General features: G+C 57.4%; 23 protein-coding genes and 1 pseudogene. 12 read left to right on the top strand and 12 right to left on the bottom strand.

Features of this window, described 5'->3' with window-relative positions; all coding sequences use genetic code 11:
• A protein-coding gene (locus A9G06_RS21660) for an IS3 family transposase (protein ID WP_139126275.1) occupies positions 1-1159 on the bottom strand; the annotation gives its coding sequence in 2 pieces (ribosomal slippage) (positions 1-811 and positions 811-1159; 1160 coding nt annotated over the 2 pieces). This gene is flagged as partial in the annotation.
• Positions 1160-1378: 219 nt separating this feature from the next.
• Complete coding sequence (gene arcA / locus A9G06_RS17570; protein WP_005338193.1) at positions 1379-2098, bottom strand: two-component system response regulator ArcA; 720 nt, start codon at positions 2096-2098, stop codon at positions 1379-1381.
• A 396-nt stretch (positions 2099-2494) separates the two neighbouring features.
• Here arcA and A9G06_RS17565 point away from each other — a divergent pair, with 396 nt between their 5' ends.
• Together A9G06_RS17565 and A9G06_RS17560 are read left to right on the top strand one after the other, a co-directional pair.
• On the top strand, positions 2495-2902 hold the full coding sequence (locus tag A9G06_RS17565; protein WP_083243823.1) for a DUF3293 domain-containing protein: 408 nt from the start codon (positions 2495-2497) through the stop codon (positions 2900-2902).
• Between the two features lie 42 nt (positions 2903-2944).
• Positions 2945-3424 (top strand): putative 4-hydroxy-4-methyl-2-oxoglutarate aldolase, encoded by a 480-nt coding sequence (locus A9G06_RS17560; RefSeq protein ID WP_069556042.1) that lies wholly within the window; start codon positions 2945-2947, stop codon positions 3422-3424.
• A 1-nt stretch (position 3425) separates the two neighbouring features.
• On the opposite strand, the gene A9G06_RS17555 is transcribed toward A9G06_RS17560, so the two are convergent.
• Complete coding sequence (locus tag A9G06_RS17555; RefSeq protein ID WP_069556041.1) at positions 3426-3905, bottom strand: hypothetical protein; 480 nt, start codon at positions 3903-3905, stop codon at positions 3426-3428.
• A 157-nt stretch (positions 3906-4062) separates the two neighbouring features.
• On the opposite strand from A9G06_RS17555, the gene A9G06_RS17550 reads away from it, so the two are divergent.
• The 7 genes and pseudogenes from A9G06_RS17550 to A9G06_RS17520 all read left to right on the top strand — a co-directional run bounded on the left by A9G06_RS17550 (position 4063) and on the right by A9G06_RS17520 (position 10438).
• A complete protein-coding gene (locus A9G06_RS17550) occupies positions 4063-4461 on the top strand; it encodes an META domain-containing protein (RefSeq protein WP_005359119.1) in 399 nt (132 codons plus the stop codon).
• A 238-nt stretch (positions 4462-4699) separates the two neighbouring features.
• Positions 4700-5068 carry a helix-turn-helix domain-containing protein gene (locus A9G06_RS17545; RefSeq protein ID WP_069556040.1) on the top strand — a complete coding sequence of 123 codons (369 nt, stop codon included), beginning with the start codon at positions 4700-4702 and terminating at the stop codon, positions 5066-5068.
• A 4-nt stretch (positions 5069-5072) separates the two neighbouring features.
• Positions 5073-5423, top strand: a complete 351-nt coding sequence (arsD, locus tag A9G06_RS17540) for an arsenite efflux transporter metallochaperone ArsD (protein WP_069556039.1) — start codon at positions 5073-5075, stop codon at positions 5421-5423.
• Positions 5424-5450: 27 nt separating this feature from the next.
• Positions 5451-7215: pseudogene (arsA, locus tag A9G06_RS17535) on the top strand (arsenical pump-driving ATPase).
• Positions 7216-7305: 90 nt separating this feature from the next.
• The gene (gene arsB / locus A9G06_RS17530) at positions 7306-8370 is read left to right on the top strand and encodes an ACR3 family arsenite efflux transporter (RefSeq protein ID WP_005338173.1); all 1065 of its coding nucleotides are present in this window, start codon (positions 7306-7308) and stop codon (positions 8368-8370) included.
• 75 nt (positions 8371-8445) lie between these two features.
• Complete coding sequence (gene arsC, locus A9G06_RS17525; protein WP_069556038.1) at positions 8446-8871, top strand: glutaredoxin-dependent arsenate reductase; 426 nt, start codon at positions 8446-8448, stop codon at positions 8869-8871.
• Positions 8872-9229: 358 nt separating this feature from the next.
• Positions 9230-10438, top strand: a complete 1209-nt coding sequence (locus A9G06_RS17520) for a NupC/NupG family nucleoside CNT transporter (protein WP_069556037.1) — start codon at positions 9230-9232, stop codon at positions 10436-10438.
• A gap of 87 nt (positions 10439-10525) precedes the next feature.
• On the opposite strand, the gene A9G06_RS17515 is transcribed toward A9G06_RS17520, so the two are convergent.
• Positions 10526-12625 carry a hypothetical protein gene (locus A9G06_RS17515; protein WP_042080991.1) on the bottom strand — a complete coding sequence of 700 codons (2100 nt, stop codon included), beginning with the start codon at positions 12623-12625 and terminating at the stop codon, positions 10526-10528.
• A 444-nt stretch (positions 12626-13069) separates the two neighbouring features.
• Here A9G06_RS17515 and A9G06_RS22075 point away from each other — a divergent pair, with 444 nt between their 5' ends.
• Positions 13070-13219: a hypothetical protein gene (locus A9G06_RS22075; RefSeq protein WP_005338159.1), complete on the top strand. Its 150-nt coding sequence runs from the start codon at positions 13070-13072 to the stop codon at positions 13217-13219.
• 159 nt (positions 13220-13378) lie between these two features.
• On the opposite strand, the gene A9G06_RS21655 is transcribed toward A9G06_RS22075, so the two are convergent.
• Entirely contained in the window at positions 13379-14293 is a 915-nt protein-coding gene (locus tag A9G06_RS21655) for an NAD(P)-dependent oxidoreductase (protein ID WP_083243822.1), read from the bottom strand.
• Positions 14294-14673: 380 nt separating this feature from the next.
• Between A9G06_RS21655 and A9G06_RS17510 the strand changes: the two genes are divergently transcribed.
• Positions 14674-15255, top strand: coding sequence for a metal-dependent hydrolase (locus A9G06_RS17510; protein WP_069556036.1), 582 nt, complete (start codon positions 14674-14676; stop codon positions 15253-15255).
• A 285-nt stretch (positions 15256-15540) separates the two neighbouring features.
• On the opposite strand, the gene A9G06_RS17505 is transcribed toward A9G06_RS17510, so the two are convergent.
• The 7 genes from A9G06_RS17505 to A9G06_RS17475 all read right to left on the bottom strand — a co-directional run bounded on the left by A9G06_RS17505 (position 15541) and on the right by A9G06_RS17475 (position 24538).
• The gene (locus A9G06_RS17505; RefSeq protein ID WP_083243821.1) at positions 15541-17058 is read right to left on the bottom strand and encodes a caspase family protein; all 1518 of its coding nucleotides are present in this window, start codon (positions 17056-17058) and stop codon (positions 15541-15543) included.
• A gap of 650 nt (positions 17059-17708) precedes the next feature.
• On the bottom strand, positions 17709-18515 hold the full coding sequence (trpA, locus tag A9G06_RS17500) for a tryptophan synthase subunit alpha (RefSeq protein WP_069556034.1): 807 nt from the start codon (positions 18513-18515) through the stop codon (positions 17709-17711).
• Positions 18512-19705, bottom strand: a complete 1194-nt coding sequence (gene trpB, locus A9G06_RS17495) for a tryptophan synthase subunit beta (protein WP_005347359.1) — start codon at positions 19703-19705, stop codon at positions 18512-18514. Before trpB ends, trpA begins: the two co-directional genes overlap by 4 nt.
• 47 nt (positions 19706-19752) lie before the next feature.
• Positions 19753-21249 carry a bifunctional indole-3-glycerol-phosphate synthase TrpC/phosphoribosylanthranilate isomerase TrpF gene (gene trpCF, locus A9G06_RS17490; RefSeq protein ID WP_069556033.1) on the bottom strand — a complete coding sequence of 499 codons (1497 nt, stop codon included), beginning with the start codon at positions 21247-21249 and terminating at the stop codon, positions 19753-19755.
• Entirely contained in the window at positions 21249-22277 is a 1029-nt protein-coding gene (trpD, locus tag A9G06_RS17485) for an anthranilate phosphoribosyltransferase (protein ID WP_069556032.1), read from the bottom strand. The genes trpCF and trpD overlap by 1 nt, the downstream gene beginning before the upstream one ends.
• Positions 22278-22292: 15 nt before the next feature.
• Complete coding sequence (locus A9G06_RS17480) at positions 22293-22910, bottom strand: aminodeoxychorismate/anthranilate synthase component II (RefSeq protein WP_069556031.1); 618 nt, start codon at positions 22908-22910, stop codon at positions 22293-22295.
• Complete coding sequence (locus tag A9G06_RS17475; RefSeq protein ID WP_069556030.1) at positions 22907-24538, bottom strand: anthranilate synthase component 1; 1632 nt, start codon at positions 24536-24538, stop codon at positions 22907-22909. The genes A9G06_RS17480 and A9G06_RS17475 overlap by 4 nt, the downstream gene beginning before the upstream one ends.
• Positions 24539-24974: 436 nt before the next feature.
• Between A9G06_RS17475 and A9G06_RS17470 the strand changes: the two genes are divergently transcribed.
• Complete coding sequence (locus A9G06_RS17470) at positions 24975-25856, top strand: PHP domain-containing protein (protein ID WP_069556029.1); 882 nt, start codon at positions 24975-24977, stop codon at positions 25854-25856.
• Positions 25857-25883 lie beyond the last annotated feature (27 nt).

Raw genomic sequence — 25883 nt, 5'->3', positions numbered from 1 at the left:
GCGTTGTAAATATCCACCGCCTCACGCACCATTTCCCGCGCTTGCGCCAAATCCTGCGGGCTTTGCAACAATAACTCTCCTTTCAAAATCCCGTTCACCCGCTCCGCCAACGTATTCTGGTAACAGTCATACCCATCCGTCATCGAGCACTTCACCCCGTACCGTTCATGTAGTGACTGATACAGCCCAGAGCAATACTGCACGCCGCGGTCCGAGTGATGGATAAGCACCCCGCCGCCACGCCGTTGCTTCAGTGCTTTCTTGAACGCCATCGCCACCGACTCCGCGTGCATTCCTTCGTGTACGTCGTGGCCTACTATCTTGCGTGAGTACGCATCCGTCACCAGGCTCAGGTACAGCGGCCCGCTCCTGGCTGGCAGATAGGTGATATCTGCGACCCAGACCTGCTCCGGTGCTACCGGAGTGACCTGCTCTGGCCCCGCCTTGAGCAAGTTGGGATGGCGGTAGAAACGGTGAAAACTGTGGGTGGTCTTGTGATACGCCCGCCTGGGCTGCACCAGCAGGCGGTGCTCGGCCAATATCTGAAACAGCCTGTCCCGCCCTACCTTGAGCCCGCCATCATCCTGACCCTGCAGCAGATAATGCAGCTTGCGAGTGCCCACCCGCGGTTGTCGCAGTCGAACCTGACGCACGAAGCGCACCACCTGCAGCCCTTGTGCATGGTGCTCGTCGGCGACCCGATTGCGCTTGTAGTAAGCCTGCCGGCTTATCCCCAGAAACAGGCAAGCCCTGACGATGGTTAGTCTCTCGACTTGCCGCTGCGAGAGGACTTGCCGGGTCGCTTTTTTACGATGGAGACACCGTAGTCATTCTTAAGTACATCGACGACGGCCTCAAAGAACTGGGCTTTCTGACTCATCAGCGCCAGCTGTTGCTCGAGTTCCTTGATGCGCTGCTCGGGCGTCTGGTTGTCGGGGTCTGGCATGGTGATGCTCCTGCCGGCACGCACAGAAGCCCCCTGGCTCCAATCTTGCCGACCATGTTTACGCAACCATACCAGAACGGTGGAGCGGCCCTGAATGCCATAACGCACCTGAGCCTGTTTGTAGGTGAGCTCGCCTTTTTCAATCTGCTCGACCAGCGCCAGTTTAAAAGTCAGCGAGTAATCGCGCTGTGTCCGTTTCACACCTTGTCCCATCGGGTTCTCCATTTATTGGGAGGAAAGGTGTAAACCATATTCAGGACGGGACACTTAAAAACAAAAAGCCCACTCCTGCGAGTGGGCTTTTTGTTTCTCATCTATCTTGTCTTGTACGCCGTGTGATGTCAGGCTCACCGTTTCTCAGCTTTTAAGGCAAATCGCAGAGACAGAAAAGGCGCCTGAGGCGCCTTTTCAGATCGACAGCGTAGCGGGAGCTTATTCCTGCTCCAGCTCACCACAGAAACGGTAGCCTTCGCCGTGGATGGTGGCGATGATCTCCGGAGTATCGTTGACGCTTTCGAAGTGCTTGCGAATGCGACGGATGGTCACATCGACGGTACGGTCGTGGGGCTTGAGCTCACGGCCGGTCATCTTCTTCAGCAGCTCGGCACGGGTCTGGATCTGGCCCGGGTTTTCGCAGAAGTGCAGCATGGCGCGGAACTCGGAGCGCGGCAGCTTGAACATGTCGCCAGTGGGGCTGACCAGTGCGCGGCTGTTGATATCCAGCGCCCAGCCGTTGAACAGGTAGCGCTCAACCAGCTTCTTCTCTTCGCCACCGGCAGCCACGTTCATGGTGCGGCTCAGCAGGTTGCGGGCACGGATGGTCAGTTCACGGGGATTGAACGGCTTGGTGATGTAATCATCGGCGCCGATCTCCAGACCCAGGATCTTGTCCACTTCGTTGTCACGACCGGTCAGGAACATCAGAGCGATGTTGTCGTTCTCACGCAGTTCACGGGCCAGCAGCAGGCCGTTCTTGCCCGGCAGGTTGATGTCCATGATCACCAGATTGATGGTGTGGGAAGTGAGGGCCTGGTGCATCTCGTCGCCGTTGTTGGCTTCGAGCACGATGTAGCCTTCGGCTTCAAAAATGCTTTTCAGGGTATTGCGTGTGACCAGCTCGTCTTCGACGATCAGAATGTGTGGTGTTTGCATGAGTATTCCCAGATTCTTATCAGTTAATTATCTTAAATTTAACACTCTTTGGCGTTTCAAACCGATTTCCTGACTGATCCTGAAAATTTATTACGTCATCCTGGGTATGAGAGTCAGGTCGGAATATCGCGAATTAGGCATCAGTACCGGCAAGTATCCCTGTGCCACTTATAGGTTCCCGACAAGTCTGGTCGAGCAGAGCCTGGAAAGGTCGTCCATTACGAAAGTGGCCGCATTTTATCAGTTAACAGGAGCATAACAACACTCTTTGCCGTCAGATAGCAACTTTTTAACTCTGATTTGATATAGGTCAAACCCTGGTACAGCAGCATCATACTTGGCCTGAACCGGGTTTTCGCCCCTACAAAATGTAATGGAATGTAACATGTGATTGACATGAATTTGTGGGAAAACTACAAGAAAATCTGCTTTATCGCGCCATTTGAGCCACCAGGCTGGTCTGCCTTTGCCATCATCACAGCCTGGAATCCGGCCAGCCAGTGGGTCACAGAACGACGCAATATGCGGCGGGAACGGGCGCTGTGGCGCCATCTGACAATGGATTTGCAGGTGCCCGTGGTGGGGCCATTTTGGGGGTCTGACCCGGACGAACGCTGGCAGGAGTCATCGCTGGCGGTGGCGCTATCCCTGCCACAAGCCCGTCAGCTGGCTGCGCGTTTTGGCCAGAACGCCATCTACTGGGTGGAGGATGGCCAGCTCTGGTTGGTGCCGGTATTGATGGATAAATCAGCAGTTTGTCTGGGCAATATTGAATCCTTCTGGATTGCCAGAAACCTTGCCTGATGAAAGAATGAACACCTTCATGTATCTGAAAGGAATCAAATCATGCTGGATCTCCTGCCCGACCTCTGCGATCAACATGGCGACTTGCTGCAAGTGGCCGACCCGGTGTTTCAGGATTTTGGCGGCAAGGCCCTCTTTTATGGTCGCGCCGTAACGCTCTCCTGTTATGAAGACAACAGTCTGGTGCGGGATCTGGTGAGCCGCCCCGGTCACGGCAAGGTGATGGTGATCGACGGCGGCGGCTCGCTGCGCCGTGCGCTGCTTGGCGATCAACTGGCGGTCAAGGCGGTGGAGCAGGGGTGGGAGGGTATCCTGATCCACGGCGCGGCGCGGGATGTGGGCACACTGGCGACACTGGCGCTCGGGGTCAAGGCGCTGGCGGCCTGTCCGGTCAAGACCGAGAAGCGAGGATTGGGAGAGCTGGGGGCCGTGGTCAGCTTTGCCGGTGTGACCATCCACGAAGGGGATTACGTCTATGCGGATCGCAACGGCGTGGTGGTGAGTGCCACGCCGCTGATCTGATTCAGAAGTTGAAACCGACCCCCAGACTCAGTGCCTGATCGGCAGTGATGGCGCTGACGCCGTAGTTGGCGGTGAGGGAGAGTCTGGGTGTCAGCAGCAGGCTGGAGTTGAGCTCCAGCAGGGTGCTGGCCTTGTTGAGATCGAGATGTTTGATCTGGCTGCCGATATTGAATGCCGGAGAGAGCTGGTAACGCACCCCCGAACTCATATTGAAACCGGATGTGCGATTCTGATCCGCCACCGCCGGGCCCGCTTCCATAAAGAGGGTCACATCATCCACTACCGGATATTGATAGCCGCTATTGACCAGCCAGAGATCAAAACTGTCGCTGTGATGGCTATGGCCATTGAGCAGCACACCCGAGTAACTTTTGACATAGAGAGACGGGTTGGATTGCGGCTGAACCACTGCCCAGTCGGCGGCCTGTGTGGCCATGCTGGCGCAGGTTGCAAGCAGTGTGATGATGAGTGATTTGACCATTCGTTTCCCCTCCCTGGGTCCGGAACTGAGCCTAAGCATGGCACATGCCAGCTGGTAGTAAAGTGAAGGGAGATCACAATAAAATCCTTTGGCATGAGCGCCAGCCATGATAAACAGGCTGCCGTATTGATGGCTCTAATCATTAAGAGGTGAATCCATGAACAAGAAACTGACTCTGCTGGCCGCGCTGGCACTGGGAGGCTGCGCAATGGCAACAGGTTCCAGCATGGCTCAACTGCAAGCATCCAGCTGGCAGCTGCAAGGCGCCACCGGCGATACCTTCACCCTGCAAGTAGTCGACGGCAAGGTGGCGGGCAAGGGCGGCTGTAACCGCTATTTTGGCGGTATCACCAAGCAGGGTGACGGTGTCTTGACGCTAGGCGCCATGGGCTCCACTCGCATGATGTGCATCGGCGACGCCATGAACAAAGAGACCGAGTTCCTGCAAAAGCTGGAGAAGGTGGCAACCTACTCCATCAACGGCAACCAGCTGACTCTGAGCGATGCCAACAAGGCGGCCCTGCTCACCTTTAACGCTGTGCCTGCTGCCAAATAAGGCACGTGTTCGTCTGATTGCCCCGACAGCTCTGACTGTCTGATACGCCCTCCCTCTGGAGGGCGTCTGTTTATCTGCGACGAACCCTGCGTGGTCGTCCGCTACTGTTTTCACTCGTTGACTCCCCTTTCTGCCTGGTTTGATGCCAGCACCTCGTATCTTTGCTTCGGTACGTATCTTGATCATTTCAATAGTTCTTGTATAGTTGAAATGAAAGGTCGCACCAAGGGGAGTGAAGATGAACAAAGAGATGGCCACCAAGGTCTTTGAATCGCTGGCATCCGGCATCCGGCTCGATGTATGGCGGCTGCTGGTGAAGTCCGGGCTGGAGGGGCGGGTCGCCGGTGAACTGGCCAGCGAGCTCGATATTGCCCCCAATACCCTCTCGTTTCACCTCAAGGCGATGCTCAACACCGGTCTGCTGTCGGTGGAGCAGGAGGGGCGTTTTCTGCGCTACCGCGCCAATATTCCCCTGATGCTGGATGTGATCGCCTACCTCACCGAGGAGTGCTGTGCCGGTCATCCCGAGGCGTGCGGCGTGATGCGCGCCGAGTCAGCCTGCTCCCCCCATGTTCTGCCTGCGCAGCCCTGCTGCAACAAGGAGTAATGCCATGTCCTCCATTCAGATTGTTGATCCCGCCCTCTGCTGCTCCAGCGGTGCCTGCGGTACCGAGGTTGATCAGGCACTGGTCACCTTCGCAGCCGACCTCGCCTGGGCCAAGGAGCAGGGCGTTGCCATCGAGCGTTTCAATCTGGCCCAGCAGCCGATGCAGTTTGCCGAGACACCTGCCGTCAGCGCTTTTCTGACCCACGCCGGGGAGGAGGGGTTGCCACTGGTGCTGGTGGAGGGGCAGGTGGTGTTGACCGGTCGTTATCCGAGCCGCAGCGAGCTGGCTCGTTATGCCGGGCTGCCTGCGCCACAAGCGGCCATCAAGGGGATCGTCAAGGGCGGTTGCTGCTGAGTCGCGACGCACCATTCGGGAGAGGCTATGTATCATTTTTTGACCAATCCACCGCCGTTTCTCTTCTTCACCGGCAAGGGCGGGGTAGGCAAGACCTCGCTGGCCTGCGCCAGTGCGGTGGCTCTCTGTGATATTGGCAAGCGGGTGCTGCTGGTCAGCACCGACCCCGCCTCCAACGTGGGGCAGGTGTTTGCCACCGAGATCGGTAATCGCGTCACCGCCATCGCCGCTGTGCCCGGTTTGTCGGCGCTGGAGATAGATCCCCCCGCGGCGGCCAAAGCTTATCGGGAGCGGATCGTCGGGCCGGTGCGTGGCAAGTTGCCCGAGAGCGTGGTACGCAGCATCGAGGAGCAGCTCTCCGGCGCCTGCACCACCGAGATCGCCGCCTTTGACGAATTCACTGCGCTGCTGACCGACCAAACGCTGCTGGCCGAGTATGACCATATCGTCTTTGATACGGCCCCAACCGGCCACACCATCCGGCTGCTGCAATTGCCGGGCGCCTGGAGCGAATTTTTGGAGCAGGGCAAGGGGGATGCCTCCTGCCTGGGCCCGCTGGCAGGGCTGGAGAAGCAGCGAAGCCAGTACGCCGACGCGGTCGCCGCGCTGGCTGATGCTGCTCGCACCCGCTTGGTGCTGGTGGCGCGCGCCCAGCACTCCACTCTGCGGGAAGTGGCTCGCACCCACGAGGAGCTGGCCGCCATCGGCTTGCTGAATCAGCAGTTGGTGATCAATGGCCTCTTCCCCGAAGGCGCCATTGCCGGAGATCCGCTGGCAGTGGCGCTCTGGCAGCGCGAGCAACAGGCTCTCGCCGATATGCCGCAGGGGATAAAGGGGTTGGCGCAGGATCATATCCCGCTGCTGGCCACCAATCTGGTGGGGGTCGACAGTTTGCGCCAGCTGCTGCAATCAGAGGGAACAGCCGCTCAATCCCCGACAGTACAGTCCACTGTCAAGCAAGCCCAGCCCGAGTTGAGTTCGCTGGTGGACGAGCTGGCCGCCGATGGTCACGGCCTTATCATGCTGATGGGCAAGGGCGGGGTGGGCAAAACCACCCTGGCTGCCGCCGTGGCGGTGGAGCTGGCGAGCCGCGGTTTGCCGGTGCACCTCACCACCTCGGATCCCGCCGCGCACCTGAACGAGACGCTGGCAGGTAGCTTGCCCCATCTTGAGGTGAGTCGCATCGACCCCCACGCCGAGACCGAGCGTTACCGCGCCCAGGTGCTGGCCACCAAGGGGGCTGCCCTGGACGAGCAGGGGCGGGCGTTGCTGGAGGAGGACTTGCGCTCCCCCCTGTACCGAGGAGATCGCCGTGTTTCAGGCCTTCTCGCGCATCATTCGCGAGGCGGGCAAGCGCTTCGTGGTGATGGATACAGCCCCCACCGGCCACACCCTGCTGCTGCTCGACGCGACCGGCGCCTACCACAGGGAGATCGCTCGCCAGATGGGAAACAAGGGGCTGCACTTCACCACCCCCATGATGCAGTTGCAGGATCCCAAGCAGACCAAGGTGCTGATTGTGACGCTGCCCGAGCCGACGCCAGTGCAGGAGGCTGCCAATCTGCAGGCCGACCTGCGCCGGGCCGGTATCGAGCCCTGGGGCTGGCTCATCAACCACAGCTTGCAGCAAGCCGCGGTCAGCTCGCCGCTGCTGCAACTGCGGGCCGAGCGCCAGTTGCCCCATATCGAGGCGGTCGAGCAGCAACACGCCAGCCGCTACGCCGTGGTGCCGCTGCTCGCCGAGGAGCCGGTGGGGCCCGATGCCCTGCGCCGCCTCTGCCAGCACCATTGAATCGCCGCCCGGCCCGCTGCCGGGGCGGTTTGAATTGAACCTTTTTTGAATCTTTAGAAGATGCGGGATTGCGTCGCATCGGGAGCTGTGATGTCTGCAACATGTGATGCCAAGGCCGTGCCTGCCATCGGCTTTTTTGAACGTTATCTGACCGCCTGGGTCGCCCTCTGCATTCTGGTGGGGATTGGGCTTGGGCAGGGGTTGCCGGATCTCTTCAAGGCGATCGGTGCCATGGAGGTGGCCAAGGTCAACCTGCCGGTGGGGCTGCTGATTTGGGTGATGATCATCCCCATGCTGCTCAAGATCGACTTTGGTGCCCTGCATCAGGTGAAGGGCCACATGAAGGGGATTGGGGTCACCCTCTTTATCAACTGGCTGGTCAAACCCTTCTCCATGGCCTTCCTCGGCTGGCTCTTTATCCGCGTGCTGTTTGCCGACTGGCTGCCGGCGGATCAACTCGACAGTTACGTAGCGGGCCTGATCCTGCTGGCGGCGGCCCCCTGCACCGCTATGGTGTTTGTCTGGAGTCGCCTCACCAACGGCGATCCCTACTTCACTCTGTCGCAGGTGGCGGTGAACGACCTCATCATGGTGTTTGCCTTCGCGCCGCTGGTGGCGCTGCTGCTCGGGGTCTCCAGCATCATAGTGCCCTGGGATACTCTGCTCACCTCGGTGGTGCTCTATATCGTCATTCCGGTCATCATCGCCCAGCTGCTGCGCAAGGCCTTGCTGAAAAAGGGAGAGGCCCATTTTGACGGCGTCATGACCCGTATCCAGCCCTGGTCGGTGGCGGCCCTGCTGCTCACTCTGGTGCTGCTGTTCGCCTTTCAGGGCAACGCCATCATTGAGCAGCCGCTGGTTATCGCCCTGTTGGCGGTGCCCATCCTGATCCAGGTGCTGTTCAACTCGGGATTGGCTTACTGGCTCAACCGCAAGGTGGGGGAGAAGCACTCGGTCGCCTGTCCTTCCGCCCTGATCGGCGCCTCCAACTTCTTCGAGCTGGCGGTGGCCGCCGCCATCAGCCTGTTCGGCTTTCACTCCGGCGCGGCGCTCGCCACCGTGGTCGGGGTACTGATCGAGGTGCCGGTCATGCTGCTGGTGGTGCGGGTGGTTAACGCCAGCAAACCCTGGTACGAAGCTGGGCTAAGCCGCTAACTGAAGGCCGTTAACAGATGGCCGCGAACTGATGCTATCCATTTTCTATTCACTTGATTAATGAGAGACACGCAAATGAGTGCAATCACCATCTATCACAACCCGGAATGTGGTACCTCCCGCAACACCCTGGAGCTGATCCGCAACAGCGGCGTGGAACCCATCGTCATCCACTATCTGGAGACGCCCCCCTCCCGTGACCAGTTGGTGGCGCTGATCGCCGCCATGGCCATGCCGGTGCGGGATCTGCTGCGCAAGAACGTGCCACCCTACGAGGCGCTCGGGCTGGCGGAAGATCGTTTCAGCGATGATGCGCTGATCGATGCCATGCTGGCCCACCCCATCCTCATCAACCGGCCTATCGTGGTCACGCCTCTTGGCACCAAACTGTGCCGCCCGTCGGAAGTGGTGCTCGATATTCTGCCCGATCAGCAAAAAGGGGCCTTCACCAAGGAGGATGGCGAGCAGGTGGTGGATGCGAGCGGCAAGCGCCTCAAGTAATCATCTGAGTACTCAAGTACGGAGTGAAACAGGGCCAGCTTCACGCTGGCCCTGTTTCGTTGTGTGAACAAGTTGAAAAAGTTATTCCGGCCAATCGTTTTACCGCTTTTTCTGTGACGATGTTCACTGTACCATCGCCGCCCGACCTGCCACCCGGCCGCATCTCCCCCTGCGACTGCGCTGGCGTCACCCGATACATGCTGTCACCCGGAACGTGAATGACCCCAGGATGGGACCCGCCACTAACCTGTAGGTTTGTGGTCTGCGTGTCGCGTGGGTCGGCACCTCTCCTGCCGGATCGCCCGCGACGCCTGTCTGCAGACTTGCCATATGAAACTCCTCTCTTCATAGGTGCAAGATGACACTGTTATTGAGTCTGGTCGGCATGCTGGCCCTGATGTTTATCGCCTGGCTGGCCAGTGAAAACCGCCGAGCCATCCGCTGGCGTACCGTGCTGGGTGCGCTCGCCCTGCAAACCGGTTTTGCTGCCCTGGTGCTCTATTTCCCCCCCGGACAAATCTTGCTCGGTGCCATGAGCAATGGCGTCTCCGCCCTGCTGGGCTTTGCCGACAGCGGCATCCGCTTCGTGTTTGGCGATCTGGCCAGCAACGGCTTTATCTTTGCCGTGCGGGTGCTGCCGCTGGTGATTTTTATCAGCGCGCTGATCGCGGTGCTCTACCACTTCGGCATCATGCAGTGGGTGATCCGGGTATTGGGCGGCGCCATCCATCGCCTGCTCGGCACCAGCCGCGCCGAATCTCTGGTGGCCACCGGCAATATCTTCCTGTCGCAAGGGGAGTCGCCGCTGCTTATTCGTCCCTTCCTCGCCGGTATGACCCGCTCCGAACTCTTTGCAGTGATGACCTGCGGCATGGCCTCGGTGGCGGGCTCGGTGCTGGGCGGTTACGCCGGTCTCGGTGTGGATCTGAAATACCTCATCGCCGCCTCCTTTATGGCGGCGCCGGGTGGCCTGCTGATGGCCAAACTGCTGGTGCCGGAGCAGCAACAGGTGAGCGATCAGACCGAGATCACCCTCGACAAGAGTGACTACAGCAACGCCATTGACGCGCTGGCGGGCGGTGCCATGGGCGGCATGAAGATCGCCGTAGCCATCGGCACCATCCTGCTCGCCTTTGTCAGCGTGATCACCATGCTCAACGCCGGTCTCACTACGGTCGGCGAGTGGTTCGGCTGGGCCGAGCTCTCCCTGCAGCAGCTGCTGGGCTATCTGTTTGCTCCGGTGGCCTGGCTGATTGGCGTGCCTGCCAGCGAGATGATGGCGGCAGGCTCCCTGATCGGTCAGAAGGTGATCATGAACGAGTTTGTTGCCTATCTGGATTTTGCCAATATCAAGGCAGGTCTGAGCGCCCACACCCAGATCATCATCACCTTCGCCCTCTGTGGTTTTGCCAATCTGGGCTCCATAGCGGTGCAGCTTGGCTCCATCGGCACCATGGCGCCGGAGCGCCGTCACGATGTGGCCAATATGGGCTTCAAGGCAGTGTTGGCGGCGACCCTCGCCAACCTGATGAGCGCCACCCTGGCCGGGATCTTTGTCTCCCTCTGATGAGATAAAACGAGGTTGCGCCAGTAAAAAAGCGCCCGCCCCATCTGGGGCGGGCGCTTTGCTTTATGGGGCTTTATGGGCAGGGTGCTAGCGAGCGTTCGCTTCCCCCAGTCGTGGGTTGAGGGAGAGGATCCGGGTCTTGCTGACCCGGTGGCGATAGATCTCCCGCAGATAGAGCAGCGCCTTTTTCACCGATTCACGGCTGAGGCGAATATCGTTGATGGAGACGAACTTCTCCTTCTCGCGGATAAGTTCCCGATATTTCTTCTCATACATGGGCTTGATGGCGTACCAGTTGGTATCGAGGATCTTGGCCGGGTTCTCGAACTCGTTGAGCATGCTGTCGAGCAGCGCATCGTTCCACTCTTCATTGCAGATCATCTCGATCACTGCCTTGTCCAGATGCTCATCGAAGCGATAGTGATCCTTGGCAAAGCAGCGTTTGATAAAGGCCACGATCAGGGTCAGGAAGTCATCGCTCAGGCAGGGGCTCTTGACGATCAGGGTGGTGAGGGAGATGTTGGCCGACGCCCCGATGACCAGCGCATAGCGCTTGAGGGTGGTATTGGGGAAGAGCCCGTTGAGGTGAGACTTGAGCCGGTTGAGATCCATATAGGAGAGCTTGTACTCCTTGGGCAGGGAGATGATCGACACCACAGAGGAGCAGTTCTTGAAGAAGTGCAGCTCGTTGAGGTGGGCCGGGTCATGGCCACTTTTCACATAGTCGTCCAGATACTCCCGATAGTTGCCTGCCTCGATGGGCAGCAGACTGATCCCCTCGATGGCCTGGGTCATCTTGTTGAAGTGGGGCAGCTCGATGGAACGGGTGAAGAGATCGTCCACATTGAGCCCGTCCTCCTTGTCAAACAGGCCGCCGGGGGGCGAGATGGACTCGGCATACGCCACCGCCACCGGCCCCGCCAGACTCATAAAGAGGTCGTTGGCATCGAGCCGAATGGTCTCGCTGATGTCGATGCCCGCCCGGCGAAAGTAGTTCTCGTCGTAGTCGGTGGTGACGGCCTGGGCGGTGAGGATGTTGAAGATCTGCTGGGAGATGTACTGGTTGGCGTACTTCTCCATGGTGTTGACGTCAACATGCTGGATCTCGCCATCGTCGCTCTCTTCGGCGTAGCGCATGATGTCGTTGGAGATCAGCATCATGGCATTCCAGGGCCTGATCCGCTTGAGCATGCTGGCATCGCATGCCTGCTCGTTGTCGAAGTGATAGGAGAAATCCCACTCCTCGGCCAGATACTTGCACAGCAGGCGCCCCGCGTTGATGTGCAGCGCTTCCGAGATCTCGATACCACGATCACAGATATTGGGCAGGATGCAGATGCCGCTGGTGAAGATGGGATCGAACATAAAGTGCTCCCCGAGGGAGAGGTGCTCCTCCTCTTCTGACGGGGGCGAAAATGTCTTGCTCATGTAGGAGTACTGCTGGGCCAGCCCGAACTCGGAGGCCATGCCGGAGCCGGTGCCGCCCCCGGCACTGAAGATGTAGAAATAGAGGCGGGACTGGTTGGCCTTGATGCCGCAGGAGTCCACCAGATAGGTATGAATAGCCTGCCACTCGGAGTTGGCGAAGTAGTGGGGGCTCTTGTTGAGGATGATCTTGGCCAGATACTGGCCAAGGATGGGGGCGTTACCCGCGCCCCCCGCATGGATCTCCGACAAGTCCATCACTCGCATCTTGGCGTAATCACGCAAGGAGCCACCTTCGCCGCTGCGATTGGAGTGGCGGATGCGGCCATCTATGTCCTTGTCCAGATCCCCCAGCATCACCATGGGCTCGATCAGAAAGACCGGCCGGGCCCCGTTGTTTGGCAGCCGCAGATTGCGACGGATCCAGCTTACCGGACCAAACTCCTTCTCCCGCTTGCGTTGCTCTTCACTATTGAACTCATTGAGATAAAAGCTGCGGGCGTTGTAGACCAGCGAGGCCACATCCTGCGCTATGTTCGAGCCGCAGCGTCCCAGCCCCACCAGACAGACGGACGGAAAGTTGTGGGGTACGGCGGCGCCCGTTTCGCTCTCTCCGATGGCGGCCGGAAACACCGCGTGGCGCAGCTGTTCCAGATTGGCGAGAATGCGGGCCAGATCCCCTTCGGTGTAGTAGAGGTAACGGTTGCCTGCGTCCTGCTCATCATCCGTGTTGATAGGTAGCAGATCGATATGCTCGGTCATGAAAAAAGATCCCTTTTGGCGGCGAATGTATATAAATCAGCAGCTTTGCACTGCCCGGTAACTCTAGATGATAAAAAGCGGGGGCGTGGTGAGAGGAGGGCGAGAGTTGTGACTGTGTGATCATGGGCACAGCAACATCCCGGAAATCTGCTGGTCTCCCCCACTGGGCGGATGAGGCAACGGCGCCCCATTCCCCTGAAAAGGGGAACGACTGCACTCAATCATGTGTTGGCCGCGTGCCGGATTATCCCGCTCTGAGCGGCCTGTTTCCCTTGCGCTGGCGTGGTGGAATAAACACGAAAAAAGAATTTTTAGATTGGTTTTGGTACTTCCAATCGATTATTTGATTGGGCAGTAACGGCATTAGCGGTGTCAGATTAGGGGAGCAGGTTGGCCAACGCGCCGTCAGCCAGTCTTTACGCGGTCACACAAGGAGACACTCTGATGGAAACACTTGACCAGAAAATCGACACCATGCGAGAAGCATTTATGCAGCAGGAGCGCAAACAGGCCCACGACAAGTGGCAAGCCAGGGTCGAGGAGCTGCTACAGATACGGGGTGAGGAGAGACAACCGGAGGAGCAGGAAGAGTAATGCTCGTTCCCGGGCGAAAGTTGAGGTAGCGAACCCTTCGTATTGGCTACCCGTTATCTACCACCGATAAAAAAACCACCGACCTTTTGCAGGTCGGTGGTTTTTTTTATGGATAGCGGCTGATTGGGTATCCGGATTTCCCTTTACCCAACATTTGAATCAAAAAGGTGAGGGATCTGTTTTAAGCAATTTATTGGCTGCGCATGAAACTGGCAAAACCTCTGCTGTTTCTGCATCGAGCATTTCTAGAACACTTTCAAAACCATGTATTGGCAACCAGCCCAGTCTGTTCTGTGCTGACGATGAATCATATACACGGTCTAATCTTTCAGGCAATTTCCAGCCTCTCTTGTCAAATGCTGCGGCTAGCTGTGGGCATTTTTGCGAGATGATTGAAGCAGCATCCATGTACAATGCTTGACAATCTGACGGACTAAAGGATGTTGCACCCGAGATGATAAAGCGATTGAAACCACCGAGACGCTTTTCAACAGCACATAAATGAGCATTTGCGACATCACGAGCATCTATGCCGCGAGTTAAACGAAATACTGCCATCAAGTCCGCGGGTTCAGGAAAACATCTGGACATTTGCAATACTGTCACCGGAATGCCTAACCGATTTGAGATATCTTCCAGTTTATGCTCGGCTGCAATTTTGCTTTTATGATAAATGGATTTTGGTTGTGGGATAACTCGCTCGTTCACCCACCCCGCAGCACCTTCAGGCGTTGAAGCATAACCATATAATGCGGTGGTACTGGTAAAAATAAAATGTTTGATGCCAGCATTTATACCCGCCAAAGCCAACTGCTCGGTTGCATCAACATTGATAGATTGAAATTCAGAGTCAGTTATCAAACCAACATGAGGTGCATGAAGTGCTGCGGTGTGAATGATAACGTCAATGTTTTTTAGTGCCTTATGAATTAATGAGATGTCACGAATGTCACCAACGAAGTCCACAGTTGAACACGGAGTTTTATCAATGCCAACGACATCATGTGAACGCATTAGTTTGATATAGATTGCACGCCCGACTCGACCTGCAGAACCAGTTACCAATATTCTCATTTAGGTACCTTTATAATCATTGTTCTCAACGTGGTTTACTTTGGTTAGATGGCGGATTGTTAAAATTAGATGACCACGTTCGTCATATAATACCGCGATGAGATGTTTCCGAACAAGAAAATGAACATATAATATTTCTCCCATATCTTACATCCAAGGAAAATACCGTGACTCTCCTCTTTTGGGTGGGGATGTGGCTACGCGACTGCTTGTTCAAAATGATGGGGAACTTATTTTCTCTTGCTGTTGGGCAAGAGGGGGGGCTTTTTGTGGCTTGCTGATAGCGACAGGAGGACGCTATCGATCTGACTGCGCACTTCACCTTCACTTCACCGAGCGGGAATAAGGTAGCCTAACGTTTTCAGTTGGAGCTTCACCTTATGCCCACCATCATCACTCACGCCGCCGTGCCCCTCTGCCTTGGGCTCGGGCTGGGCAGCCGGATCATGCCGCCGCGTCTGCTGTTGGCAGGGGTTGCCATCGCCATGCTGCCCGATGCCGATGTGCTCGCCTTCAAACTGGGGGTCGCCTACGGCCATGTCTTTGGTCACCGCGGCTTTACCCACTCCCTGCTGTTCGCCTTCGCCCTGCCTACCTTGGTCATGCTGTTTCACCGCCAATTTCGGGCCAGCGCCGCCACCGTCTGGTCGTTTCTGCTGGTCTCGCTACTCTCCCACAGCCTGCTCGATTCCCTCACCACCGGCGGCAAAGGAGTTGGCTGGCTCTGGCCGTGGCGTGACGAGCGTTTCTTCGCCCCCTGGCAAGTGATCCGGGTCGCCCCCTTCAAGCTGGAGGCCTACCTCACCGCCCGAGGCGAAGCAGTGATCCTCTCCGAGCTCTACTGGGTCTGGCTGCCGGGGGTTGTATTGATGCTGGTGTTGATGGGATGGCGGGTGTGGGAATGGGGCGGTAGGCGTGGGATTGTTGGATATATCGTGGCTGAGCAAAAAATAGAAACATGAACACCCATATCTTGTGTTCTGGCGATGCAATGTCTTGCTCAGAAAGGTGGGGAGGGCTGGTTTTTGGTGGGAGGATATAAGGTATTAACCAGAACGATGCATGTCCATGTTAATTGAATTCAATATGAGATGTTGGAAGAGTCGCATTCGGTCTCAGATGAAGGTTGAGGTAGCGAATGCATTGTATCTACTGTCGATTGATAAAACCACCGACCTCTGGGAGATCGGTGATAGGTAATAACTATATCTGTACAGATAGGTACTGATTTGGTGTGCAATTTTTTACTACTTCAGTTTAGATTTTACATCTGAAGTAATAAATAATGATATCTCCTCAATTTTTTGTTGGCACATTTCCAATATAAGTCGCTCATTTTTTAATTGAATTTTATGCACTTTCCAATCAGTGCACTTGGGCATGTCAGCATGCTCCCAGTCTAAGTATGCAAGCACCTCTGAGGACGTAAATAGAGCTAACTCTTTTCGAGAAAACACTGGGATCAGTGTCATGACATAATTCTCTACAGATTTATATTTAGGTTTAAATTTCACTTGCAAGCCCTTAAAGGGAGTCGTTGCTGTAAACTCTATCCCTTTAAATACTAAGCGTGTTTTCTCAACATCTTGTAACTCATAGTCGTAATCTTTTTCAAGTTGACTTCGAGCAAATGCTGTAGCCCAAGTTGTGGACTCCCAAATTCCGCCTAAGCGATTTTTATTTGATGGCTCAGGCTTTTTGGGAACTTTAACATATTCTTTAGTTACATATCGCTCTGTTCTGTAGTCTGACTCAACGAAGTACATTTCATTTTTATTGCTATCAAGCCACTTACCAATTGCACTGCTATTAGGTATTGAGTGTGATAACTCGCTTATCTCTATATCAAAAACATTAATTATGTCATTAGGCCAATTTTTTTCTGAAAAAAAATCTCTTATCTTGCTTATATTGTTGTGGGCTTCCTCCTCAGAACAGTAACAATTGTCAGATGCGCCTTTCACTATTTCTATGAATGAACTTGATGTTCCATTATCCTTTTCAGGTTCGGGATTGCCTTCTTCCTGAACATCAGAATTACCTATAGTTTGATTAATATAAGTAATCAACTCAGAGCTGACATCTCCAAAGATCTCAGTGTTTTCAGCTTGAACAATGAATGTTGGTCTTGGGTATTTATTGATGGCCATATCATCTGCAACATATGCCATAATATCTCGATACCGAATGTCACCTTCATTTTGAGTTAAGGACTTGAAGAAACTGTTTGAAAATATACTGTATTCAGAGGTTGCTAATGAGGTCTCGTCTGAGTTTGAAGAGTGAAGAAAATATAGCTTTTTTAGCTCATTTTCTTTTGCTGATTTTTCTAAAATGGGCTTAATGTCAACATCGCTTTTTACATAGTTGCCCCCCGCAAAACAGGCATCTACTATTTTTATGGTTAGGTCTGGCTCAAGATTTCTTATTAATCCATCTAGCTCTGAATTTCGGAGGCCTGAAACCTCATATCTTGCTGCGCTAAAATCAGAAAATATGTAGAAAAAATCATCATCAAATCTGGCCCCATGACCAGTGTAATAAAAAACTAGCTCATTAATATCGCTATCTTTGTACTTGTTTACAAATGCAGTGATTTTCTGTTTTGCTTCATATCCTTTTGGGGAATTAGAAATTATACAAATGTCTTCGTATTTATCTAATCGAGTTAAGATATTACTCATTATCTCGACATCATTGCCACATGCACTTAAATTACTACAGTTTTCGTAATGACTTACACCTATAAGGATTGCTAGGTTCATTTTATATTAATTTCCTTTTTAAGTTTAGTTTACAGTTTAAATATAATTATCTCGTCTGTTTGGCTAAAAATAGTAGGTTGGTGCTGAACGAAGTGAAGCCCAACGTTTACCGCGAATATATCTGAAAGCTGTTTTATGGATCCGCCACATCCTTATTTATCCCGCTCTGGTTGGTGCAATAATACTCGCCTGTTGGGCTTTGCTACACGCTGCGTCAACCTACAAAAACCACGCTACCGCCCCTGAGTGACAGCTCCCAGTTCGCTGCTGTTAACCTGCGAGAAAGCAACAATCGCTGTCATGGCGTTCTTCCGAGAGGTTGATTGTCATTCGGGTATCTTAAGGGGGAGGGGAGTGCGTTGAGAAGCGTGTTTTGGCGGGAATCTGTGTTGGATCAATAAATTAGTCATTGAGGCGTGGGTTGAGAGAGCAACTCATTTGGTTGGGAATGCAAAGCCGCCCTCACCCCAGCCCTCTCCCGGAGGGAGAGGGGGCAAGACGCCCAGAGCTGCAAGCGGGTGCGAGCGAGATAAAAAGAAAGGGAGCCGGTCAGACTCCCTTTGATGCGGTGATGCAACGATGGCTGCTATGCGTAAGGTAGTACGCAGCCGGATCACTCACGGCTAATGGCATTTGGCTAATGCCATTCCCTAGCGATTGGTCGCGGCCTTCATCCCTTCCACAAACTCTTTCAGACGGGTGAGCATATGTTCCGGGTTATGGTGGTGGGTCTCGATGATCTTCACCACGGCGGAGCCGGAGATGGCGCCGGCGGCGCCAGCGGCAATGGCTTCACGTACCTGAGCTGGTTCGCTGATACCAAAGCCGAGCAGGGCGGGCGGGGCGTTGAACTCGCGCAGGGTATTGATGAGACCTTCCACCGGCATGCCAGCCTTGGTCTCGGCACCGGTGACGCCGGCGCGGCTCACCAGATAGGTGTACCCATTGCCGAGCTCCGCCACCTGTTTCAGGGTCTCGGCGTCGCCATTGGGCGGGGCGATAAAGATGCTGTCGATGCCGAACTTGTCGGCGGCCGCCTTGTAGGGGGCGCACATCTGCACCGGCACGTCGGCAACCAGCACCGAGTCCACGCCCGCCTGCTGGCACTTCTCGTAGAAGCCGTCAATTTTGCGCACATAGACCAGGTTGGCGTAGACCAAGAGGCCAATGGGCAGCTGAGGGTACTTGGCGCGGATGCGACCAAGCAGCTCGAAGCAGTCGTCCGGGGTGGTGTGGCTGGCAAACGCGCGCAGGGCGGCGCCCTGAATGGTGGGGCCGTCCGCCACCGGATCGGAGAAGGGAATGCCGAGCTCGAGGGCATCGGCGCCCCCTGCGACCAGCGCATCGACGATGGCCAGCGAGAGTTCAGGAGTGGGGTCACCCAGCATCACGAACGGCACAAAGGCGCCCTGATTGGCTTCATCCAGACGGGAGAAGAGTTGTGCGTAACGGTTCATGACAAGGTTCCTTCTTTTTCAAAGATGTCGGCAACGGTGAAGATATCTTTGTCGCCACGGCCGGAGAGGTTGACGATGAGCACCTGCTCTTTTTCCGGTTCACTGCGGGCCATCTTGAGGGCGTGGGCCAGCGCGTGGGAGGACTCCAGCGCGGGTATGATGCCTTCGGATTTGGCCAGCTCCTGGAAGGCATCCAGCGCCTCCTTGTCAGTCACCGAGGGGTACTCGGCGCGGCCGATGGCGGCCAGATGGGCGTGCTGCGGGCCGACGGAGGGGAAATCGAGCCCCGCCGAAACGGAGTAGGACTCCTGAATCTGGCCCTGATTGTCCTGCATCAGGTAGGAGTGCATGCCAAAGAAGACCCCCTTGCTGCCGTGACCGAGCGGCGCACCGTGCTCGCCACTCTCGATGCCGTGACCGCCCGGCTCGACGCCGATCAGGCGCACCGATGGCTCATCGATAAAGTCGGCAAACATGCCGATGGCGTTCGAGCCGCCACCGACACAGGCGATCACCGCATCGGGCAGTCGCTCTTCCTTCTCGAAGCACTGGGCCTTGGCCTCTTCGCCAATCATCTTCTGGAACTCCCGCACGATAGTGGGGAAGGGGTGCGGGCCGGCGGCGGTGCCGAGCAGGTAGTGGGCCGACTCGTAGTTGGCGGCCCAGTCGCGCAGCGCCTCGTTGCAGGCATCTTTGAGGGTGGACGAGCCGGAGTGCACCGGAATGACGGTGGCTCCCATCAGCTTCATGCGAAATACGTTGGGCTTCTGGCGCTCGCAATCCTTGGCGCCCATATAGACCCGGCACTTGAGGCCGAGCAGAGCGCAGGCCAGCGCAGTCGCGACGCCATGCTGACCGGCGCCGGTCTCGGCGATGATCTCGCTCTTGCCCATCCGCTTGGCGAGCAGCGCCTGACCCAGCACCTGGTTGGTCTTGTGGGCGCCGCCGTGCAGCAGATCTTCGCGCTTGAGATAGAGGCGGGTTTTGGTGCCCTTGGTCAGATTGCGGGTCAGGGTGAGCGGGGTCGGGCGACCGGCATACTCGGTCAGCAAGGACTGAAACTCGGCGATAAAGGCGGGATCATCCTTGGCATCGACAAAGGCTTTCTCCAGCTGGAGCAGGGCCGGGATAAGGATTTGGGGTACGTACATACCGCCAAATTCACCGAAAAACGGGTTGAGCAGGGTCATGGCTTCTTCCTTGTATTAGCTAAATCGAAACATCAAAAAGGGTTGCGTTACAGGTTGCGCAGTGCGCCGAAGGCAGCTGCAATCTTGTGCGCATCCTTCTGGCCCGGGGCACTCTCCACCCCGGAGTTGAAATCAAGGCCGAGGCAGCCCACTTGTGCCGCTTGCAGGGCGTTGTCGGGATTAAGCCCCCCCGCCAGCATCAACTTGCTCTTGTCGAGCGTGGCCAGCATAGCCCAGTCAAACGCCTGACCGGTGCCGCCGCTCTGGTTACCTACTTTGGTATCGAGCAGCAGCCGATCGGCCGGGTAGTCGAGGACGGGCAGCGGTTCGCCGTTCGTTATTCCTACGGCTTTCCAGATCTGGCAGCCAGCTGGCAGCAGCGCGCGCAGTCCCTCGATATAGGCGGCATCTTCATCCCCGTGCAGCTGCACCGCGGCGAGCCCCAGCGCCTCCACCGTCTTGACGATGGTGGCGGGCTGGGCGTTGCGAAATACCCCGACGTAAGAGAGCGGCGCGCCCGCCATCACGGCGCGGGCGGCGGGGATGTCCACATAGCGCGGGCTTTTGGAAACAAAGATAAGACCCCCAAATACCGCCCCCGCCTGATGGGCGGCGGCGGCATCGTCGGCGCGGGTGAGGCCGCACACCTTGTTCTGGCCCAGTACCAGCTTGCGCACCGCAGCCTCCAGATCCGGCTCGGCCATCAGGGATGAGCCCACCAGAAAGCCTTTGGCGTGGTGGCGCAGATCCGCCACCTGAGCGCGGTGATTGATGCCGGACTCGCTGATCACCACCCGATCGCTTGGAATGTCTTTGGCCAGCTGTTTGGTGCGGTTGAGATCGACGCTCAAATCTCGCAGATCCCGGTTGTTGATGCCAATCACCGGCGCCCCCAACGCGATGGCGCGGGTTAGCTCCTCTTCGTTGCTCACCTCGGTGAGCACGCCCAGGCCCAGCTCCTTGGCCACCGCGAACAGGGCGCGATAGCCCTCGTCGGTGAGCACCGAGAGCATCAGCAGAATGGCGTCCGCCTGATAGTGGCGGGCCAGATAGACCTGATAGGGGTCAATCATGAAATCCTTGCAGAGCACCGGCTGGGATACGCGACCTCGCACCCGCGGCAGAAAGTCGAAATCCCCCTGAAAGAACTTCTCGTCGGTCAGCACCGAGATGGCGGTGGCGTATTTGCCATAGATGTCGGCGATAGCCTCCGGGCTGAAATCGTCGCGGATCAAGCCCTTGGAGGGGGAGGCCTTCTTGCACTCCAGAATAAAGCGGGTGGAGCCCGCCTTGAGCGCCCCGACGAAATCCCGATCGCTCGGGGTCAGTGCGCTCTGGAAGCTCTCCAGCGGCTGGGCCAGTTTGCGGGCGGCGACCCACTCCTGCTTGGCCGCCACGATCTTGCCGAGGATGGTCTGGCTGATGGAGGCCATGTTCAGAAAAGCATGGGGGGCAATAAGGTCTGACATCTCGTTATCCTTGCGAAACTGGCTCTTGCCCTGCGGGCGTTCTGAATGACTGCTGTGCGATGCGGTGGCTGACATCATGCCTCCTGATGGCTCGTTCCCTGATGGCTCAAGGTGGCGAGCCGGGCGGCGAGCTCTGCCGCTTTGCCGCTTGCCAGCACCGCCAGCACCTCGGCCGCCGCGCTCTTGAGATCCTTCGCCTTGCCCGCCATCAGCAGCAGTGGCGCCACGTTGGCGGCGATGGCGGCGTTGTGGGCCGGGGTGCCACGCCCTTCCAGAATGGCGGCGGTGATGGCGCGGTTCTCTTCCGATTCCCCGCCCTGAATGGCGCTGACCGGATAGGTCTCCAGGCCAAAGTCAGCCGGGGTGATCATAAATTCGCGGATCTCGCCGTCACGGATCTGGGCCACCTGGGTCGGGCCGTGGATGGCGATTTCATCCAGCCCGGCACCGTGCACCACCATACCGGTTTTCAGCCCCAGTGCCAGCAAGGTTTCTGCGATGGGGCGTACCAGCTCGGGGGCATAGACTCCCATCAGCTGATAGGTGGGGCGAGCGGGGTTGATAAGCGGCCCCAGCACGTTGAACAGGGTGCGGGTCTTGAGGGCCTGACGCACCGGCATGGCGTGGCGCACCCCGGCGTGATACTGGGGGGCGAACAGGAAGCAGATGCCGAGCTCATCAAGGCAATGGCGCGCCTGCGCCGGGCTCATGTCGAGCTTGATGCCCATCTTGTCCAGCAGATCGCTCGAGCCCGACTTGCTCGAGACCGAGCGGTTGCCGTGCTTGGCCACTTTCAGGCCGCAGGCGGCGGCGACCAGCGCCGAGGTGGTGGAGACATTGATGGTGTTGAGGCCATCGCCACCGGTGCCGACGATGTCGCAAAATTCATAGTCCGGGCGCGGGAAGTCGCGCGCTTCTGCCAAGAGGGCCTCGGCGGCGCCGGCGATCTCCTCCGGGGTCTCCCCCTTGATCTTGAGAGCGGTCAATAAACTGGCGAGAACTATGGGGTCCACTTCGCCACGTACCACCTGACCGAAGGCGTCGCGGGTACTTTCACGGCTCAGAGACTGACCCTGATAGAGGGTGTTGAGATGTTGATGCATGTTGGTCTCCTTACCTTAACGCACGCTGCTTTCTGGACGAGTGATATGGGCGAGCGCCTGAGTCAGCAGACGGGCCCCTTCCGAGGTCATGATGGATTCCGGGTGGAACTGGAAGCCCAGTACCCGCTCATCCTGCTGCTCAATGGCCATGGGTATGCCCTGATAGTGGGCAATCACCGTCAGCTCTTCCGGTACATAGGTGGCGACCAGCGAGTGGTAGCGGGCCACTGGCAGCGGGCTCGGCAGACCGGCGAAGGCGCCGTGGCCGTTGTGCTCAATCAGCGAACGCTTGCCGTGGACAATTTCGCCTGCCGCGCCGACGGTGCCGCCGTAGGCTTCGCACAGGGCCTGATGACCGAGGCAGATGCCGAGGATGGGCACCTGACCGCGGGCCAGCTTGATGAGGTCGATGAGGCAACCCGCTTCGTGGGGGGCGCCCGGGCCCGGTGAGAGCACCAGCACGGCGTCCCCTTCACAGGCGGCGATCTCGCTCATGATGCGGCTGGCCGGCAGGCTGTTGCGGTAGATCCGCACCGGATAGCCGAGGGAGCGGAACTGATCCACCAGGTTGTAGGTAAAGGAGTCGAAGTTATCGAGCAGGAAAATGTTAGTGGCTGTTGATCCGGTACTCATTGGCTCACGTCCTTATGTTGCTCCTGCTGGGCGCTCAGGGCTTGCAGGGAGGTGCCATGGCTGGCGGCGATGGCGGCCAGTACGGCGGCCGCCTTGGCGCGGGTCTCATCCGCTTCGGCTTGCGGCTTGGAGTCATAGACCACCCCGGCACCAGCTTGTACATGGGCCACGCCATCTTTCACGAAAGCCGAGCGAATGACGATGCAGGTATCCATCTCGCCGGCGCCGTTGATGTAGCCGACCGCGCCGCCGTAGCTGCCGCGGCGCTTGCCTTCCACCATGCGAATAAGCTCGCTGGCGCGGATCTTCGGTGCGCCGGTGAGAGTGCCCATGTTCATGCAGGCCTGATAGGCATGCAGGGCGTCAAGGTCGGAGCGCAGGGTGCCGACCACCTTGGAGACCAGATGCATCACGTGGCTGTAGCGATCCACCTTCAGCAGCTCCTTGACGTAGCGGGTGCCGGGCTCGGAGATGCGGGCGATGTCGTTGCGACCCAGATCCACCAGCATCAGATGTTCGGCCACCTCTTTTTCGTCCTGACGCAGCTCCAGCTCGATACGGCCATCGAGATCCCGGTTGATGCTGCCATCCGGGTTGAAGCCGCGGCGGCGGGTACCGGCGATGGGGTACATCTCCACATCGCGGCTGGCGGCGCAGAATTTCACCGCGCTCTCCGGCGAGGCGCCAAACAGGGTGAAGCCCTCATCCTGCACGTAGAACATGTAGGGGCTGGGGTTGGTCTGTTTGAGGCGGCGATAGGCAGCTAGCGGGCTTGGGCACGGCAGGGAGAAGCAGCGGGACGGCACCACCTGGAAGATGTCGCCACGGCGGATAAAGCCCTTGAGCTTCTCCACCTCGGCGCAGAACTGCTTGTCGCTCTTGTCCACGCTCATGCCACCACTCAGGGGCTGGGTGGTCAGCTCGGCGCTAAGGGGCTGCTGGCAAATCTGTTTAAAATCGGTGAGCCGTTCGGTCAGGCGGGTGTATCTGTCTTCCACCTGGCTCTCGTCGCTATCACCGCCAAAGATGCAGGCCAACAGTTGAGTGGTGCGTTCGATATGGTCGATGGTGATCAGGGTTTCGGCCACGTAGAAGCAGTAGTCGGGGCAGTCGTTGCTCCCCTGTGGTACTTCGGGCAGATCTTCAAAAGAGGCGATGAGGTCGTAGGCGAAGCTGCCCGCCATAAAGAGGGCTTCTTTACCCAACTGGCAATCGAGCTCCCGCTGCAGAGTGCGCAGCACGTCCAGCACGCTGCTCCCCTTGAGGCGGGAATCTTCATCCTGCTCCCGATCTGAGGCCGGGAAATCGAGCTGCAATTCGCCATCTACCAGCGAACGAGCAACCACCGCAGGCAGCCGCTCGGCCAGCAGGCTCTGCAACTGGGCGCCGTTGTCGTTCAGGCTGCGCACCCGCACGGTGCGACCACGGCACTCGATGCGCAGGCAGGCATCCACCAGCAGCAGGCTCTGTTTGCCTGCCTTGGAGTCGATCTCCACCGATTCCAGCAGCAGGTTGTTGGGGCGGCCCTGACAGAGGCGGGTATAGAGCGCCAGCGGGTCGGCCACATAGGGGGCGTTGAGCTTGAGGGTATCGAATTCACCCAGAGGAAGGCGATGTGTGGCTGTCATAGTGCGTTCCCTTGCGTGTGATGCGTTTTACCGATGTTCATGACGTTGAATTCCTTGAAAATTTAATTGGTCCGGGGTGGCTGGCTCAGGGGCGCCATCGCCAGGTCAGCTTGCTTGTCTGAATTCTCGGTTTCATCACAGGTCCATTTGCCGGATAATAAAAAAGCCCGCTGGGGTCAGCGGGCTTTTTCTTTGGGTTCTTAATTTGCTGTCAGATTACAGGTACAGCAACGACCACACGCCCGCATGTCAGGGAGTGTGCCACCACCAGATGGTCAGGATGGAAGTCGTTTGCATGATAAAGTCCTGTAAAAAGATGTTTGCAATGAAGTGCCTACAGAAAACGATAAAGCCGCGGCCAAGTCAAGTCGCTTTTTAGCCTTCTTTCACCGATTTGCCATGAATGGTGACCTGACCACGAGAGCGGAATAACCTGATGAGATTCGATCTTCACTGCCATACCACTGCCTCCGACGGGGTGCTGAGCCCAGCCGAACTGGTACGCCGCGCTGCCGAAAATCAGGTCGAGGTGTTAGCAGTTACTGACCACGATACCCTTTCCGGGCTTGATGAGGTGCGCCGCACCATCGACGCCGAGCAACTGCCGCTGCGACTGGTGAGCGGGGTCGAGATCTCCACCGGCTGGGAGCATCACGAAATTCATATCGTGGCGCTGGGGGTGGATGAAAAAAATCCGCAGCTGACCGAATTTCTGGCCGGTCAGTTGGCTCGTCGTGAGGCGCGTGCGCTGGAAATCGGGCGTCGTCTGGAGAAGTGCCTCATCCCCGGCACCTATGAAGAGGCCAAGGCGCTGGCCGGTGATGCTGCCGTGACCCGCGCCCACTTTGCCCGGGTGCTGGTGGCGCGAGGGGTGGCCGACAATATGCAGAAGGTATTCAAAAAGTACCTGAGCCGTGGCAATAAAGGCTATGCCCCGGCCGAGTGGCCAGAGATGAGCGAAGCCATCGCGGCCATTCACGCCGCCGGTGGGCTGGCGGTGCTGGCCCACCCCAGCCGTTACGATCTCACCGCCAAGTGGATCAAGCGGCTGCTGGTGGCCTTCAAGGCGGCCGGTGGCGATGCCATGGAAGTCTCATTGCCCCAGCAGAGCCCGCAGGAGCGTGCCAATCTGGGCCAGTGGGCCAAGGATCACGACCTCTATATCTCGGTGGGATCGGATTTTCACTTCCCCTCCAACTGGACCGAGCTGGGCCGCCACCTCTGGCTGCCCAAAGAGGGAATGCCCGTCTGGTTGGCCTATCCCGGTCACTTTGGGCTCACCACCGAACAGCATGCCGAGCTGCTGGCGAGTCGCTAACGGCGCCAGCGAAGCAGCCACAAACAG

The organism is Aeromonas sp. DNP9, from assembly GCF_001728955.1.
Lineage (GTDB): Bacteria > Pseudomonadota > Gammaproteobacteria > Enterobacterales > Aeromonadaceae > Aeromonas > Aeromonas veronii.
Note: the sequence above shows the minus strand (reverse complement) of the source record. Positions and strands in the feature narration are given on the sequence as shown.

Coding starts and splice junctions, on each gene's coding strand:
- arcA (WP_005338193.1), bottom strand. CDS start 2,098: ATGCAAACACCACACATTCTGATCGTCGAAGACGAGCTGGTCACACGC.
- A9G06_RS17565 (WP_083243823.1), top strand. CDS start 2,495: ATGAATTTGTGGGAAAACTACAAGAAAATCTGCTTTATCGCGCCATTT.
- A9G06_RS17560 (WP_069556042.1), top strand. CDS start 2,945: ATGCTGGATCTCCTGCCCGACCTCTGCGATCAACATGGCGACTTGCTG.
- A9G06_RS17555 (WP_069556041.1), bottom strand. CDS start 3,905: ATGGTCAAATCACTCATCATCACACTGCTTGCAACCTGCGCCAGCATG.
- A9G06_RS17550 (WP_005359119.1), top strand. CDS start 4,063: ATGAACAAGAAACTGACTCTGCTGGCCGCGCTGGCACTGGGAGGCTGC.
- A9G06_RS17545 (WP_069556040.1), top strand. CDS start 4,700: ATGAACAAAGAGATGGCCACCAAGGTCTTTGAATCGCTGGCATCCGGC.
- arsD (WP_069556039.1), top strand. CDS start 5,073: ATGTCCTCCATTCAGATTGTTGATCCCGCCCTCTGCTGCTCCAGCGGT.
- arsB (WP_005338173.1), top strand. CDS start 7,306: ATGTCTGCAACATGTGATGCCAAGGCCGTGCCTGCCATCGGCTTTTTT.
- arsC (WP_069556038.1), top strand. CDS start 8,446: ATGAGTGCAATCACCATCTATCACAACCCGGAATGTGGTACCTCCCGC.
- A9G06_RS17520 (WP_069556037.1), top strand. CDS start 9,230: ATGACACTGTTATTGAGTCTGGTCGGCATGCTGGCCCTGATGTTTATC.
- A9G06_RS17515 (WP_042080991.1), bottom strand. CDS start 12,625: ATGACCGAGCATATCGATCTGCTACCTATCAACACGGATGATGAGCAG.
- A9G06_RS22075 (WP_005338159.1), top strand. CDS start 13,070: ATGGAAACACTTGACCAGAAAATCGACACCATGCGAGAAGCATTTATG.
- A9G06_RS21655 (WP_083243822.1), bottom strand. CDS start 14,293: ATGAGAATATTGGTAACTGGTTCTGCAGGTCGAGTCGGGCGTGCAATC.
- A9G06_RS17510 (WP_069556036.1), top strand. CDS start 14,674: ATGCCCACCATCATCACTCACGCCGCCGTGCCCCTCTGCCTTGGGCTC.
- A9G06_RS17505 (WP_083243821.1), bottom strand. CDS start 17,058: ATGAACCTAGCAATCCTTATAGGTGTAAGTCATTACGAAAACTGTAGT.
- trpA (WP_069556034.1), bottom strand. CDS start 18,515: ATGAACCGTTACGCACAACTCTTCTCCCGTCTGGATGAAGCCAATCAG.
- trpB (WP_005347359.1), bottom strand. CDS start 19,705: ATGACCCTGCTCAACCCGTTTTTCGGTGAATTTGGCGGTATGTACGTA.
- trpCF (WP_069556033.1), bottom strand. CDS start 21,249: ATGTCAGCCACCGCATCGCACAGCAGTCATTCAGAACGCCCGCAGGGC.
- trpD (WP_069556032.1), bottom strand. CDS start 22,277: ATGCATCAACATCTCAACACCCTCTATCAGGGTCAGTCTCTGAGCCGT.
- A9G06_RS17480 (WP_069556031.1), bottom strand. CDS start 22,910: ATGAGTACCGGATCAACAGCCACTAACATTTTCCTGCTCGATAACTTC.
- A9G06_RS17475 (WP_069556030.1), bottom strand. CDS start 24,538: ATGACAGCCACACATCGCCTTCCTCTGGGTGAATTCGATACCCTCAAG.
- A9G06_RS17470 (WP_069556029.1), top strand. CDS start 24,975: ATGAGATTCGATCTTCACTGCCATACCACTGCCTCCGACGGGGTGCTG.